Raw genomic sequence first — 13,646 nt, forward strand, 5'->3', positions numbered from 1 at the left:
CCGGGTCAGGAGGTGGAGCCGAGGCTCTGCCTCGTGTAGGCGCACTCGGTGTAGATGTACCCGGGCCGCAGTTTCGCCGTGTCCGAGGCCGGGGTGGCGGTGTTCGCGCCGTGCGGCCGGTGCACGAAGTACGTCGTGCCGACCGGCAGGGTGAGCGTGTGCTGCGGGTAGTTCTTGCCGCTGCTGCAGGGCTTGAAGCCGATCCGGATGGTGTCGGCGAAGGAGTACGCCTTGCAGCTCCCGCAGCCCTTGAGGGTGAAGCTGCCGGTGACCGGGCCGGTGTAGAGCACGGTCACGTCGTCGGGGCTGTCGTTCTTGACGGTGACGGAGATGCTGCCGCCGGAGGCGGTGGTGGGCAGCTTCTTGCCGGCGGCGGGCAGGGTCTGCGCCACCTCGGCGCCGATGGCGATCTTCTTGGCGCGTTCCCGGTTCCCGCCGTGCTTGTTGTCGGAGACGTACTGGTCCATCGTCTTGCGGGCGGCGTCGAAGTCGCCGTCCTTGTACTGGGCGACACCGCAGGCGTACTCGCCCGCGGCGCCGCTGCGGCCGGCCCGGTCGGCGGAGCCGGAGAGGCCGTCCGCGGATCCGGGCGCCGTCCCGGACAGGTCGCCGATCTGCGAGTGCAGGCCCTGCAACTGCGTGACGGCGGCGCAGGGATCGTGGCCGTGCACGGCCTTCTCCGCCGCCTTCACCTGCGCCGCGACGGCCGGCGCGACCCTGGCCGCCGGTGCCGAGCGCGGGAAGGTGTTCAGCAGGTCGCCGAAGCGCGGCACCCAGTCGTCCTGGCCCGCGGTCAGGCCCGCCCGGCCGCACTCGTACAGCGAGGTCGCGAGCCGGTCGTCGGGCCACCGGGTCAGCGACCCCAGTTGCGCCTTCGGCATGGAGCGGGGCACCGTGCGCAGGTACTTCAGCGCTTCGATCGCCTCGCAGTACCGCTGGTGGCCGTAGGCGGCGCCGACGGTGCTGTAGTAGGTCCGCATGCGGTCGGGCACCTGGTCGGCGGCCCGGGAGCCGGGGTGGTGGACCGCGAGGTCGCGGTAGACGTCCAGGGCCGTCCCGTAGTCGGAGTGGGCGGTGGCGAACTCGTGCCGCCCGGCCGCCGTGACCAGGTCGTCGGCTTTCTGGAGCCGGTCGAGGAGGGCCTGCTGCACGGCTTCCTCGTGCGCGTCGTCGTACCACAGGGCACCGCCCGCGGGTACGGCGAGCAGCACCACGCCGAGCAGCAGGGCGAGGGGCGCGGGACCCGGCAGGGTGAGCCGGGTGCGCAGCCCCACGACCGCGCCGTGCACGGCCGCCAGGAGCAGGAGGACCGCGTACACGGCGAGCGCGACACCGGGGACGCCGTCGGCGTCGGCGGGCAGGGCGACGAACAGCAGGACGGCGGTGGCCGCCCAGCAGGCCGCCGCCAGGACCCATCTTCGGGTGAGCGCGTAACCGAGGCCCAGACCGCTGAGGTTGAGCACCGCGACGGCGGCGGCCCGCAGGGGGTCCGGTGGCGCGGGCGGCGGCGCGGTGGGCATCGGTGGTACCGCGAATCCCTGGTACGGGCCGTACGGATTTCCGGACATGGTGGGCTCCCCCCGTCGACAACTTCCCCCGTGACATGGCGAATCGGCAGTCTACGGCCGGGGGTCGGGGGCTCGACAGAGGGTTTGCGGGGAGGTGGCGCCCGGACGGTGGTGCCGTCGGGGTGGCTGAAGCGCACGGGCTCACTCCCCGCCGCACAGGCGGAAGTTGCCTCGTGGGTCGCCTCCGGCGGTGTGACGTCGAGGTCCAGGCGGCCGTAGAAGGCGACGGGGTTGCGCCACAGGACGCGGTCGACGTCGTCCCCGGTGAAGCCCTCGGCCGGCATCAGGTCGGCCACCCGGCGGGTCTTGGGCGGGTCGCTGCGGCCCCAGTCGGCGGCGGAGTCGACCAGGACCTCGCCTCCGCGACGGTCGTCTCGTTGAGGTGGTCGACCAGGACCCGCTCCGCCGACTGCGCGGACTCGCGGACGGCGTCGAGGGTGCGGCGCAGGCCGGCGAGCTTGTCGCGGTGCGGGGTGTGCACGAGCGCGGGCAGGCCGTGGTCGGCGGCGAGCTGGAGCGGTGCGGCCAGGACTGTGTCCTCGGCGGGGATCATGGAGTCGTAGCCGATCTCGCCCACGGCCAACCACCTGGTGCTTGACGAGGTAGCGGGGCGGTTCGTCGAGGACGGGGAGGCAGCGGGGGTCGTCGGCCTCCTTGGGGTTCAGGGCGATCGTGGACAAAGGGCGGCTCGGGCACGCCGACGCGACACTGGAGGGATGCGACGGACGTGCGGGACGCGGAGGCGGGAATGACGACCGCCTTCGACCCGACCGACAGCGCCTCGCTGCTCGCCGCCTTCGGGGCGCTCGGCGTGCTGACGGTGATCTTCGCCGAGTCGGGACTGCTGGTCGTCGGCTTCTTCCTGCCGGGCGACACCCTGCTGTTCCCGGCCGGTGTGCTGTGCGCGGCGAACACCCAGCACGCGCCGCGGCTGGAGCTGTGGCAGGTGCTCGTCTGCGCCGCCGTGGGCGCCGTGGTGGGCGCGCAGGTGGGCTACCTGCTCGGGCGGCACGGCGGCCGGCCGCTGCTGGCGCGCAGCTCCAGCCGCCGTGTGCAGGAGGGCACGCGGCGGGCGGAGCGGCTGCTGGCCCGCTACGGCTACGGCAAGGCGCTCGTGATCGGCAGGTTCGTCCCGATGCTGCGGACCGTGCTGCACCCGGTGGCCGGCGCGCTCGGGGTGCCGGTGCGGCCGTTCACCCGGTGGCAGATCGTCGGCGGCCTGCTCTGGTCCCAGACCCTGGTGCTCGCCGGGTACCTGCTCGGCTCGTCGGTGGCGCACGTCGACGACTACCTGCTGCCGATGGTCGCGGTGATCGTCGCGCTGTCCCTGCTGCCGCTGCTGGCGGAGGTCCGCCGGACGCGGCGCGCCCGGCGGAGCCCGTCAGGGCCGGAAGGGGCCCTGGCCGACGAGGCGGTCGGGGCCGACGAGGCCGAGGGTGCCGGCGTGGACGAGGGAGGCGCGGTCGGCGACGTCGACGTGGACGCCGTGGACGACGGGGGCCGCCCGTGCCGGGGGGACCACCGGCCGGATCGACCGTGACCGTGCCGGTCGGCGCCGTCAGCCGGGGCCGAGGCCCCAGGTGTCGCTCAGCCGCCCGGCCGCGCACAGGTGGACGTCCAGGATGTACGGCGCGGCGCTCCCGCACCCGGCCGCCGGGTCGACGGGCTGGCCGTGGCCCATGCCCGTGACACTGTAGGTCTCCGCCACGGCCCGCCCGGACGGGTCCCGGTAGATCCGGTGCGGGTAGCCCGCCACGGTGTCGGAGACGTCGGCGCTCTGGTCGGCCCCCTGGACGTCGGTCCACTGCCCGACCAGGTCCGTCATGTTCGACGGCTTCACCGTGCCGTCCGCCGAGCCCTGGAACACGGTGAGCGCGGGCCAGGGGCCCGGGTAGCCGGGGCGGGCGCGGCGGACCCGGTCGCCCCACTGGGCCGGAGTCTGGTTCGCCCACCCGTACATGCACGGATAGGGGCCGCCGGCCGCGTCGGAGCAGCCGTACGGGAGGCCCGCGACGATGCCGCCGGCGGCGAACTTCTCCGGGTAGGCGGCCATCATGACCGCGGTCATGCCTCCCCCGGCGGACAGACCGGTGACGTACACGCGCGACGCGTCGCCCCGTACGTCGGCGAGCTGGCGGTCCACCATCTGGGCGATCGAGGCGGCCTCGCCGGCCCCGCGCGCGACGTCCCCGGCCTGGAACCAGTCGAAGCACTTGCTCAGGTTGTTGGCGGTGGACTGCTGCGGGACCACGACGGAGAAGCGCAGGCGGTCCGCGAGAGCGGTCCAGCCGCTGTCGACGGCGTACCCGGCGTCCTGGCCGCAGCCGTGCAGGGCGACGACCACGGGGGCGTTCGCGGGCAGGTCCGGCGGGTCGTGACGGAACATGCGCAGCGCACCGGGGTTGGACCCGAATCCGGTGACTTCGGTGAGGGAGGCGGCGGTGACCGCCGGGCGGAAGGTGCGGGAGGAGGATGCGGCGACCGCCGGGGCCGGGGTGAGGAGGGCGGCGGCCAGGGCGGCCAGGAGGGCCGTCAGGGCGGCTGTCGGACGTGCGGCTCTGGTCTGCATGTCCGGGGATGGTAGGAGCCTGACACGGCGACGACATGGGGCAGAACCACATAGCGCGCAGGCTCGAAGTGGGGCCTCCCGTTCCGCCGGCCGCACCCCGCCCTGCGCGCGGCGCGGCACGCCCTCGCGCGGCTCGGCGGACCCGGCGCCCGGCCGCCCGCAGGCCGTCCGCCGAGGTCCGCGTCCTGCGCCGTACGCCGTGGTCAACGCCCTCCTTGTCCCCTGCTTGGCCCAATGCCGGTCCGCCTAAAGGGCGAGGAGCGGTGAGCGGTGTGACCGTGGTGGAAGAGATCCCCGGGTGCACCCGTGGGCAGAAACGGGTGCACCCGTGGCAAGGAGGCGGCATGGCCCGGACCGGTGGCGTGAGTGGCGTGACGTGTACGGCCGTGGCGGGCGGCGACCCGTCCGAGGAGCGGCCCTGCGACGCCTTCGCGCAGGTGAGCGGCGTCGCCGACGCCGTCCTCTACGAGGGCTACCTCCTCTACCCGTACCGCCGCTCCTCCGCCAAGAACCGCGTCCGCTGGCAGTTCGGTGTGCTGCTCCCGCGGGACTGGGTGGAGTCGGACGGCCCCCTCTCCCCCGGCCTCTCCGGCTCGGCGGACTCCTGGTACCAGCAGACCGAGTGCCTGCTGCGCGTACGGCGGCCCGACGCGCTCGTGCGGGTGCGGGTGCGGTACCTGCAGATGCAGCACAAGCAGGTGCGGGCGGCCGGCACGGACGGCGCGGACCTGCCGGTCGAGTCCCTGCGCACGGACGACGGCACGACCCACCTCACCTTCGACGAGGCGGTGCCGCACGAGATCGCGTTCGAGCGGCCCCTCGACGAGCTGCTGCGCGCCGGGTGCGCGGTGGCGGCCGGGGCGCCCGCGGCCGAGGAGACCGAACCGCTGCCCGGGGGCGCGGGCCGGGTGGTGCGACGCCGCGAGGAGGTACGGGCGCTGACCACGGTCGCGGCCGAGCGGCTGTCGCAGGACGTGGTCCGGCTGCGCGTGCGCACCGAGCACACGGGGCACGCCCCGGACGCCCGCGCCCCGCGCGGGGAGGCGCTGCGCCGGGCCCTGCTCGCCGCGCACACGCTCCTCGGCGGCGACGGCGTCGAGTTCGTCTCGCAGACCGACCCGCCCGCCGAGCTGCGCGCGTGGGCGCGCGCGTGCCGCAACGAGTTCACCTTTCCCGTGCTGGGCGGCGGGCCCGAGGAGACGGAGCCGACCGGACGGGTCGTGCTCTCCTCCCCGATCATCCTCCCGGACCGCCCCCAGGTGGCACCGGAGAGCCCGGGCGACCTGCACGACGCCGCCGAGATCGACGAGATCCTGACGCTGCGCACGATGCTGCTGACGGACGAGGAGAAGGCCGAGGCCCGGGCCACCGACGCACGGGCCGCGCGGATCCTCGACCGCGTCGACAGCATGCCCCCCGAGGTCTTCGCCCGGCTGCACGGCGCCATCCGCTCACTGACCCCGGTGGGGGCCTCGTCACCGCACCCGGCCCCGGCCACGTCCCCGGACGGGCTGCCGGACGCCTTTTCCGAGGTCTGCCCGGACGCCTTCCCCGCCGCCGGGCGCCCCGCCTGGTGGCAGGAAGGCGCCGACGACGGGCTGTCCCCGGCGACCGACACGGTGGTGGTGGACGGCGTGCCCGTGGCCGGCGGGAGCCGGGTGCGGCTGCGGCCGCGCGGCCGGGGCGCGGACGCCCAGGACATGTTCCTGGAGGGGCGGACCGCGCGGGTCGCGGCCGTCTTCCACGACGTGGACGGCAGCGTGCACCTCGCGGTGACCGTCGACGACGACCCCGCGGCCGAGCTGCACGGCTGGTACGGCCGCTTCCACTACTTCCGTCCCGACGAGGTCGAACCCCTGGCCCCGCCGGACGCGCCGGGTCCCGCGGACCCGGACCCCCCATCCCGGCCGCGGTCCCCGCGGCCCACGAGCCCGGCCGAGCGGCCGGAGGAGGGACGGCTCGATGGACGCCCCTGAGACACCGGCACGCGCCGGCGACCGACTCCGTCACCGACTCCAGCAAAGGCCGACGACATGACCACTCAGAGCGGTACCACCGAAGTGAGCGGTGAGCCCAGCAGGGGCGAGGCGCGCGAGGGGATCGACGAGATCCACATCCTCTGGATCTCCGAGGGCATGAGCTGCGACGGCGACACCGTGTCCCTGACGGCCGCCGACCAGCCGTCCATCGAGGACGTCGTGCTGGGCCTCATCCCGGGCCTGCCGAAGGTCAACCTGGTCAACAAGGTGCTCTCGCCGAGCCTGGGCGGCGAGGACTTCCTCGCCCCGTACCGGGCGGCGGCCCGCGGTGAGCTGGGCCCGTTCATCCTCGTGATCGAGGGCTCGATCCCGAACCAGAACATCATCGACGGCGACGGCTACTGGACGTCCTTCGGCAACGACCCGGAGACCGGCGAGCCGCAGACCCTCAACCACTGGATCGACGAGCTCGCCCCGCGGGCCTGGGCGGTGGTGGCGGCCGGCACCTGCGCGACCTACGGCGGCATCCACGCCATGGCCGGCAACCCCACCGGCTGCATGGGCCTCGCGGACTACCTGGGCTGGGAGTTCACGTCGCAGGCCGGTCTCCCGGTGGTCAACGTGCCGGGCTGTCCGATCCAGCCGGAGAACTTCATGGAGACCCTGATCTGGGTGCTCCAGCACGCGGCCGGCACCGCTCCCCCGCCCCCGCTGGACCACATGCTGCGCCCGCAGTGGCTGTTCGGGAAGACCGTGCACGAGGGCTGCGACCGCGGCTCGTACTACGAGCAGGCGGACTTCGGCCTCGACTACAACTCGCCCAAGTGCCTGGTGAAGACCGGCTGCTGGGGCCCGGTGGTCAACTGCAACGTGCCCAAGCGCGGCTGGATGGCCGGCATCGGCGGCTGCCCGAACGTCGGCGGCATCTGCATCGGCTGCACGATGCCGGGCTTCCCCGACGCGTTCATGCCGTTCATGGACGAGCCCCCGGGCGGCACGCTCTCCTCCATGGTCATCAAGCCGTACGGCGCCGTGATCCGGCGGCTGCGCGGCCTGACCAACGACATGGTGAACCACGAGCCCAAGTGGCGCCACAACAAGCGCAAGCTGACCAGCGGTTTCGACCCGCGCTGGCGCTCGTGACGCCGCCGCCCGTGCCGCATCCACCCACCGAACCGCCGACACCGAGCAGCAAGGGGCAGTACCGCAGATGACGACCACCGACGCCCGGTCCACCGGACGCAAACCCGCGCAGATCGTGGACATGTCCTGGGACCCGATCACCCGGATCATCGGCAACCTGGGCATCTACACGAAGATCGACTTCGCCAACCGGGAAGTCGTGGAGTGCCACAGCACCTCGTCGCTGTTCCGCGGCTACTCGGTGTTCATGAAGGGCAAGGACCCGCGCGACGCGGGCTTCATCACCTCGCGCATCTGCGGTATCTGCGGGGACAACCACACCACGTGCTCGAACTACGCCCAGCAGATGGCCTACGGCGTGAAGCCGCCGAAGCTGGCCGAGCACATCACCAACCTCGGCGAAGCGGCCGAGTACATGTTCGACCACACGATCTTCCAGGACAACCTGGTCTTCGTGGACTTCTGCGAGGCGATGGTCAAGGCCACCAACCCGGGTGTCCTGGCCCGGGCCGAGCGCACGGACGCGCCCCGCGGGGACATCCACGGCTACCGGACCATCGCCGACATCATGAAGGCCTTCAACCCCTTCGAGGGCGAGGTCTACAAGGAGGCGCTGAAGGTCAGCCGGGTCACCCGGGAGATGTTCTGCCTGATGGAGGGGCGGCACGTCCACCCCTCCACGCTGTACCCCGGCGGTGTCGGCACGATGCCGCAGCCGAACACCTTCACCGACTACCTCAGCCGGCTCATGCGCGTCATCGACTTCGTGAAGAAGGCGGTGGCGATGAACGACGACGTCTTCGACTTCTTCTACGAGGCGCTGCCCGGCTACGAGGAGGTCGGCAAACGCCGCATCCTGCTCGGCTGCTGGGGCGCCTGGCAGAACCCGGACGTCGTCGACTACCGGTACGAGAACATGAACCGGTGGGGCAAGGCGATGTACGTCACGCCGGGCATCGTCGTGGACGGCAAGCTGGTCACCAACAACCTCATCGACATCAACCTCGGCCTGCGCGTCATGCTGGGCAGCTCCTTCTACGAGGACTGGGTCAACGAGGACCCCTTCGTCACCCACGACCCGCTCGGCAACCCCGTCGACATGCGCCACCCGTGGAACCAGACCACCGTTCCGGTGCCGCAGAAGCGCGACTTCGACGGCAACTACAGCTGGGTGATGAGCCCGCGCTGGTACCACCCGGAGTCCGGCCAGCACCTCGCCCTCGACACCGGCGGCGGCCCGCTGGCCCGGCTGTGGTCGACGGCGCTGAGCGGCCTGGTCGACACGCCGTACGTCAAGGCCACCGGCAACAGCGTGCGCATCTCGCTGCCCAAGGGCGAGTCGCTGCCGGAGACCACGCTGGAGTGGCACATCCCGAAGTGGAGCAACACGATTGAGAGGGACCGTGCCCGGCCCTACTTCGTCGCCTACGCGGCCGCCATGGCCCTGCAGTTCCTGGAGGAGGCGATGGGCATGCTCCGCGACGGCGACACCAAGGTCTTCGAGAACTTCGAGGTGCCGGACGACGCCATCGGCTGCGGGTTCCACGAGGCGGTCCGCGGTGTGCTCTCCCACCACCTGGTGATCCGCGACAAGAAGATCGCCAACTACCACCCGTACCCGCCGACCCCGTGGAACGCCAGCCCCCGCGACATCTACGGCACCCCCGGGCCCTACGAGGACGCCGTCCAGGGCCAGCCGATCTTCGAGGAGAACGGGCCCGACGACTTCAAGGGCGTCGACATCATGCGCACCGTGCGCAGCTTCGACCCCTGTCTGCCGTGCGGGGTGCACATGTACATGGGCAAGGGCAAGACGCTGTCGACCGTGCACTCGCCCACGTACGGGGCCAACCATGGCTGACACGGCCGGACGGCTCCCGGACCCGGCCGTGGAGGCGCGGCTGGCCCGGCTCGACGAGCTGCTGGCCGGCCTGGAGTCCGCGCCCGGCCCGGCCGCGCGCGAGGCACTGGAGTCGGTGGCCCTGCTGACCGAGGTCTACGGCGAGGCCCTGGCCCGGGTGCTCGACCTGGCGGACGACGGCCTGCGCGCGCGTCTCGCGGACGACGAGCTGCTGGGGCACCTGCTGGTGCTGCACGGCACCCACCCCGAGTCCGCCGAGGACCGGGCCGCCCGCGCGGTCGAGCGGCTGCGGCCCGCGGTCCGCGAGCGCGGCGGGGACCTGGAGTGGGCCGGTGTCGAGGGACAGGTGGCCCGGGTGCGGGTGAGCACCGGGGGCGGCGGGTGCGGGTCCGGCTGCGGTGGCGGCGGGTCGGCCGACGTCACCGAGGCCGTCCGGGCGGCGGTGCTGGCCGCCGCCCCGGAGCTGGAGTCGGTGGAGGCGGTCGCCGCCGAGCGGCGCGCGGCTCCCGCCTTCGTCCCCCTGACCACGCTGGGCCACCGGACCGGGGCCCGGCCGCGGGAGGCGCGGTGACCGTGGACGGAGCACTGGCCCGCGTCATCCGCTCGGCGGCCGGCCGGGGCGCGGCGGCGCGGGCCGAGGCGTGCGAGCTGTGCGCCGCCCCGGTGCCCGGCGAGCACCCCCATCTGTACGACACCGCGGACGCCGAGGTGCGCTGCGTGTGCGGTCCCTGCTCGGTCCTCTTCGCCGACGACGCGGCCGGGGAGGGGCGCTACCGGCTGGTGCCGCGGCGCCGGCTCAGGCTCCCGCCGGTCGACACGGCGGTGCTGGGCGTGCCGGTGGGCCTGGTGTTCTTCGTGCCGCGCTCCGACGGCACGGTCACCGCCCAGGGGCCGAGTCCGGCCGGGGCCATGCGCTGGGAGGTGGACGCGGCGGCCTGGCAGCGGCTGAGCGCCGTGTTTCCGCAGCTCGCGTCCATGGCACCCGATGTGGAGGCGCTGCTGGTGAACACCGTGCGCGGCCTCCAGGAGCACTGGATCGTGCCGGTCGACGACTGCTTCCGGATGGTGGCCGTGATCCGCCGCGAATGGCGGGGCCTGTCCGGCGGCGAGCGGGTCTGGCCGGCCGTGGAACGGTTCTTCGCGGAGCTCACCGAGCGGTCGTGAGGACCGGGAAGGAGAACGGACATGGGCAGCATCCGAGTGGGCCGCCCCCAGGCGCGGCCCGACCAGCTCACACACGTACGGGGTCTGCACCAGGGCAACATGGGCCCGCGCAGCCATCAGACCGGATTCCACGAGGACGGCACCTCCGACGCCCGCCGCTCCACCGGGATCCACTGGAAGCGGCACGACGCACTGCTGGACGTCATGCCGAACATCTCACCCGGATGAGAGGGCCAAAGTGACCGTGATGAAGCGCTGCCGGACCACGAGACCGGCGAAGCAGAAGAGAGCCGCGAGGTCGGTGACGACGGGTCGCCAGGTGCTGATCGCCCAGGCCTGCCTGGTCGGCGGCCTGGCACTGGCCCTGCTCGTCAAGGAACTGCCCGGCATGATGCGGGAGGTGCGGATCTACCGGATGACCGGTGGCCTCCGCGCGAACCGCCGCTACCCCTGATCCCGGCCGTGCACGAACTGTCGATCGCGACCGCGATCGTGGAGCAGGCCGGGGAGATCGCCCGGGCGGACGGCGCCGGCGACGTGTCGCTGGTGACCGTCCGGGTCGGGGAGCTGGCGGGTGTGGTGCCGGACGCCCTGCACTTCGCCTTCGAGGTGGCCCGTGACGGCACGCCGCTGGCCGCCGCCGAACTGGTCGTGGAGCAGGTGACGGCGCGGGCCTGGTGCGGGGCTTGCGCCCGGGAGTTCGCGGTGGGCATGCCGCCGTTCTTCTGGTGCCCCGACTGCGACCGGCCCTCCCGGGACCTGCGCAGCGGGCGGGAGCTGGAGATCACGGGTGTGGAGGCGGTGCCGGCCCCGCGCTGACGGGGCCGGCACCGGCCGGCACGCGCTCAGCAGATGCGCGGCAGCTGCTCGCCCAGCGGCAGGTCGACCACGCGGGTGCCGCCGAGCCCGGTGGCGACGACGACCATGCCCGGGTGCTCGTCGACGCACTCGCCGACGACGGTCGCGCCCGTGCCCTGCGGGTGCGCCCGCATCGCCGCGAGCACCGCCTCCGCCTCGTGCGGGGGCACGAACGCGACGAGCCGGCCCTCGTTGGCGACGTAGAGCGGGTCGAGACCGAGGAAACCGCAGGCGTTGACGACCTCGTCCGGGACCGGGACGGCGCGCTCCCGCAGCCGTACGCCGGTGCCGGAGGCGCGGGCGATCTCGTTCAGGGACGCGCCCAGGCCGCCCCGGGTGGGGTCGCGCAGGACGTGGACGTCCTGGGTGACCGCCAGCATGGCCGCCACCAGGCCGGCCAGCGGCGCGGTGTCGGAGGCGATCTCGACCCCGAACTCCAGGCCCTCGCGCACGCTCATGATCGCCACGCCGTGCAGGCCGATGGGTCCGCTGACGATAACGGCGTCACCGGGCCGGGCGCGCTGCGGGCGGATGTCGACGCCGTCGGGGACGAGGCCGACGCCGGCGGTGGTGACGTAGACGCCGTCGCCGTGGCCGGACTCGACCACCTTGGTGTCGCCGGTGGCGACGACGACGCCGGCCGCCCGGGCCGCCGCGCCGATGTCACGGGCGATGCGGCCGACGACCGCGAGCTCCACGCCCTCCTCCAGCACGAAGGCCGTGGACAGGTGGGTGGGCACGGCGCCGCTCATCGCCAGGTCGTTGACGGTGCCGTTGACCGCGAGGTCGCCGAGGCTGCCGCCGGGGAAGAACAGCGGCCGTACGACGTGGGAGTCGGTGGAGAAGGCCAGCCGGGCGCCGCCCAGGTCGAGGACGGCGGAGTCGGTGAGGGCGGCCAGGGTGGGGTTGCCGTACGCGGGCGCGAAGACCTGCTCGATCAGTTCGGCGGACAGGGCGCCGCCGCCGCCGTGGCCCATGACCACGACCGGCTGGTCGCGCAGCGGGGCCGGGCAGGTCCAGTCGGCGGGGTCGACCGCGTCGGCGGCTCCGGCGGTTTCGGTGGCGAGGTCAGCCAACGGGGTTCATCTCCTCCTGCGGGACGCGGGATTCCCGCGGTGCGGGGCCGTCGGTCATCCGGCGGTACAGGTAGTAGGCCGCGCAGGCGCCCTCGCTGGAGACCATGGTGGCGCCGAGCGGGGTGCGCGGGGTGCAGGCCGTGCCGAACGCCTCGCACTCGGTCGGTTTGATCAGGCCCTGCAGCACCTCGCCGGCGCGGCACACGGCGGGTTCCTCGGTGCGGATGCCGGTGACGTCGAAACGGTGCTCGGCGTCGTGGTCGCGGAAGGCCTCGGTCAGGCGCCAGCCGCTGGCGGGGATGGGACCGATGCCGCGCCAGTTGCGGTCGGTGACCTCGAACACCTCCTCGATCATGCGCTGCGCCGCCGGGTTGCCCTGGTCGCGGACGGCGCGGGCGTAGGCGTTCTCCACCCGGTGCTCGCCGCGCTCCAGCTGGTGCACGGCGCGGCGGATGCCCTCCAGGATGTCCAGCGGCTCGAAGCCGGTCACCACGATCGGCACCCGGTACCTGTCGGCGAGGTCCGGGTACTCGTCGGTGCCCATCACGCTGCACACGTGCCCGGCGGCGAGGAAGCCCTGCACCCGGCAGGCGGGGGCGGTCATGATGGCCTCGATCGCCGGGGGGACCCGGACGTGGGACACCAGCAGGCTGAAGTTGCGCACGCCGAGGCGGCGCGCCTGGTGGACGGCCATGGCGTTGGCGGGCGCGGTCGTCTCGAAGCCGATCGCGAAGAACACGACCTCCCGGTCCGGGTTCTTGCGGGCCAGGTCGAGGGCGTCCAGCGGCGAGTAGACCACCCGTACGTCCCCGCCCTCGCCCTTGACCCGGAACAGGTCGCGGTCGGTGCCGGGGACCCGGAGCATGTCACCGAAGGAGCAGAAGATCACGCCGGGCCGGGCGGCGATCTCCAGCGCCTTGTCGATGACGTCGAGCGGGGTGACGCACACCGGGCAGCCCGGGCCGTGGATCAGCTCCACCTCGTCCGGCAGGAGCTGGTCGATGCCGTGCCGGATGATGGAGTGGGTCTGGCCGCCGCACACCTCCATCAGGGCCCAGGGCCGGGTGACCGTGGCCCTGATCTCGTCCAGCAACCGGCGTGCCAGCGCGGGGTCGTTGAACTCGTCGATGTACTTCACTGGACCTCACTTCCGCTCTCCTGCCGCGCCGCCTGCTCCCAGGCGTCGCCGAACTCCTCGTCCAGGAGCCCGAGTTGCTCGAAGAGCTCCAGGGACGCCCGGGCCGACTCCTCGTCCAGGCGCTGCAGGGCGAAGCCGACGTGGACGATGACGTACTCCCCCACCCGGACATCGGGCAGGTACTCCAGGCACGCGTGTTTGCGCACTCCGCCGAAGTCGATCAGCCCGGTGCGCGGGTCGGCGCCCTCGTCGATGGCCACCACCTTGCCGGGCACTGCCAGACACATGGG

At 73.3% G+C, this 13,646-nt stretch carries 14 protein-coding genes and 1 pseudogene; 9 read left to right on the top strand and 6 right to left on the bottom strand.

The genetic code is table 11. The features are described from left to right. Positions 1-5: 5 nt before the first annotated feature. Together B446_RS03525 and B446_RS03530 are read right to left on the bottom strand one after the other, a co-directional pair. A complete protein-coding gene (locus B446_RS03525; RefSeq protein WP_052352120.1) occupies positions 6-1,568 on the bottom strand; it encodes a hypothetical protein in 1,563 nt (520 codons plus the stop codon). A 146-nt stretch (positions 1,569-1,714) separates the two neighbouring features. Next, positions 1,715-2,242, bottom strand: a pseudogene (locus B446_RS03530) (hydrolase TatD); the annotation flags it as partial. A gap of 74 nt (positions 2,243-2,316) precedes the next feature. Here B446_RS03530 and B446_RS03535 point away from each other — a divergent pair. Next, positions 2,317-3,108 carry a DedA family protein gene (locus B446_RS03535; RefSeq protein ID WP_020938037.1) on the top strand — a complete coding sequence of 264 codons (792 nt, stop codon included), beginning with the start codon at positions 2,317-2,319 and terminating at the stop codon, positions 3,106-3,108. An 18-nt stretch (positions 3,109-3,126) separates the two neighbouring features. On the opposite strand, the gene B446_RS03540 is transcribed toward B446_RS03535, so the two are convergent. Continuing rightward, the gene (locus tag B446_RS03540; RefSeq protein ID WP_020938038.1) at positions 3,127-4,137 is read right to left on the bottom strand and encodes a PHB depolymerase family esterase; all 1,011 of its coding nucleotides are present in this window, start codon (positions 4,135-4,137) and stop codon (positions 3,127-3,129) included. Positions 4,138-4,481: 344 nt separating this feature from the next. Between B446_RS03540 and B446_RS03545 the strand changes: the two genes are divergently transcribed. The 8 genes from B446_RS03545 (at position 4,482) to B446_RS03580 (ending at position 11,103) form a co-directional block, all read left to right on the top strand. After that, positions 4,482-6,113 carry a hypothetical protein gene (locus tag B446_RS03545; RefSeq protein ID WP_020938039.1) on the top strand — a complete coding sequence of 544 codons (1,632 nt, stop codon included), beginning with the start codon at positions 4,482-4,484 and terminating at the stop codon, positions 6,111-6,113. Positions 6,114-6,170: 57 nt separating this feature from the next. Further along, a complete protein-coding gene (locus B446_RS03550; protein WP_020938040.1) occupies positions 6,171-7,259 on the top strand; it encodes an NADH ubiquinone oxidoreductase in 1,089 nt (362 codons plus the stop codon). 67 nt (positions 7,260-7,326) lie between these two features. Beyond that, a complete protein-coding gene (locus B446_RS03555) occupies positions 7,327-9,120 on the top strand; it encodes a nickel-dependent hydrogenase large subunit (protein ID WP_020938041.1) in 1,794 nt (597 codons plus the stop codon). Further along, positions 9,113-9,691: a NifU family protein gene (locus B446_RS03560; protein ID WP_020938042.1), complete on the top strand. Its 579-nt coding sequence runs from the start codon at positions 9,113-9,115 to the stop codon at positions 9,689-9,691. The genes B446_RS03555 and B446_RS03560 overlap by 8 nt, the downstream gene beginning before the upstream one ends. Beyond that, a complete protein-coding gene (locus tag B446_RS03565) occupies positions 9,688-10,284 on the top strand; it encodes a DUF5947 family protein (protein WP_020938043.1) in 597 nt (198 codons plus the stop codon). The genes B446_RS03560 and B446_RS03565 overlap by 4 nt, the downstream gene beginning before the upstream one ends. 21 nt (positions 10,285-10,305) lie before the next feature. After that, the gene (locus B446_RS03570; protein WP_020938044.1) at positions 10,306-10,512 is read left to right on the top strand and encodes a hypothetical protein; all 207 of its coding nucleotides are present in this window, start codon (positions 10,306-10,308) and stop codon (positions 10,510-10,512) included. A gap of 73 nt (positions 10,513-10,585) precedes the next feature. Further along, the gene (locus tag B446_RS39570) at positions 10,586-10,738 is read left to right on the top strand and encodes a hypothetical protein (protein WP_167543339.1); all 153 of its coding nucleotides are present in this window, start codon (positions 10,586-10,588) and stop codon (positions 10,736-10,738) included. A gap of 8 nt (positions 10,739-10,746) precedes the next feature. Continuing rightward, positions 10,747-11,103 carry a hydrogenase maturation nickel metallochaperone HypA gene (locus tag B446_RS03580; protein ID WP_020938045.1) on the top strand — a complete coding sequence of 119 codons (357 nt, stop codon included), beginning with the start codon at positions 10,747-10,749 and terminating at the stop codon, positions 11,101-11,103. Positions 11,104-11,129: 26 nt separating this feature from the next. Here B446_RS03580 and hypE read toward each other — a convergent pair whose 3' ends face one another. Genes hypE through B446_RS03595 form a run of 3 tightly spaced genes read right to left on the bottom strand, consistent with a single transcriptional unit; the run spans position 11,130 to position 13,643 of the window. Continuing rightward, positions 11,130-12,218, bottom strand: coding sequence for a hydrogenase expression/formation protein HypE (gene hypE / locus B446_RS03585; protein WP_020938046.1), 1,089 nt, complete (start codon positions 12,216-12,218; stop codon positions 11,130-11,132). After that, positions 12,211-13,356: a hydrogenase formation protein HypD gene (gene hypD / locus B446_RS03590; RefSeq protein ID WP_020938047.1), complete on the bottom strand. Its 1,146-nt coding sequence runs from the start codon at positions 13,354-13,356 to the stop codon at positions 12,211-12,213. The genes hypE and hypD overlap by 8 nt, the downstream gene beginning before the upstream one ends. Further along, the gene (locus B446_RS03595; RefSeq protein ID WP_043474684.1) at positions 13,353-13,643 is read right to left on the bottom strand and encodes a HypC/HybG/HupF family hydrogenase formation chaperone; all 291 of its coding nucleotides are present in this window, start codon (positions 13,641-13,643) and stop codon (positions 13,353-13,355) included. The genes hypD and B446_RS03595 overlap by 4 nt, the downstream gene beginning before the upstream one ends. Positions 13,644-13,646 lie beyond the last annotated feature (3 nt).

The sequence above is a fragment of the Streptomyces collinus Tu 365 genome, assembly GCF_000444875.1.
In the GTDB taxonomy this organism is placed as follows: Bacteria; Actinomycetota; Actinomycetes; order Streptomycetales; family Streptomycetaceae; genus Streptomyces; species Streptomyces collinus_A.

What these genes read in the sequence shown, in the direction of transcription:
- B446_RS03550 (WP_020938040.1), top strand. Translation starts at nt 6,171, where the DNA reads ATGACCACTCAGAGCGGTACCACCGAAGTGAGCGGTGAGCCCAGCAGG.
- B446_RS03535 (WP_020938037.1), top strand. Translation starts at nt 2,317, where the DNA reads ATGACGACCGCCTTCGACCCGACCGACAGCGCCTCGCTGCTCGCCGCC.
- B446_RS03595 (WP_043474684.1), bottom strand. Translation starts at nt 13,643, where the DNA reads ATGTGTCTGGCAGTGCCCGGCAAGGTGGTGGCCATCGACGAGGGCGCC.
- B446_RS03540 (WP_020938038.1), bottom strand. Translation starts at nt 4,137, where the DNA reads ATGCAGACCAGAGCCGCACGTCCGACAGCCGCCCTGACGGCCCTCCTG.
- B446_RS03525 (WP_052352120.1), bottom strand. Translation starts at nt 1,568, where the DNA reads ATGTCCGGAAATCCGTACGGCCCGTACCAGGGATTCGCGGTACCACCG.
- B446_RS03545 (WP_020938039.1), top strand. Translation starts at nt 4,482, where the DNA reads ATGGCCCGGACCGGTGGCGTGAGTGGCGTGACGTGTACGGCCGTGGCG.
- B446_RS03570 (WP_020938044.1), top strand. Translation starts at nt 10,306, where the DNA reads ATGGGCAGCATCCGAGTGGGCCGCCCCCAGGCGCGGCCCGACCAGCTC.
- B446_RS03555 (WP_020938041.1), top strand. Translation starts at nt 7,327, where the DNA reads ATGACGACCACCGACGCCCGGTCCACCGGACGCAAACCCGCGCAGATC.
- B446_RS03560 (WP_020938042.1), top strand. Translation starts at nt 9,113, where the DNA reads ATGGCTGACACGGCCGGACGGCTCCCGGACCCGGCCGTGGAGGCGCGG.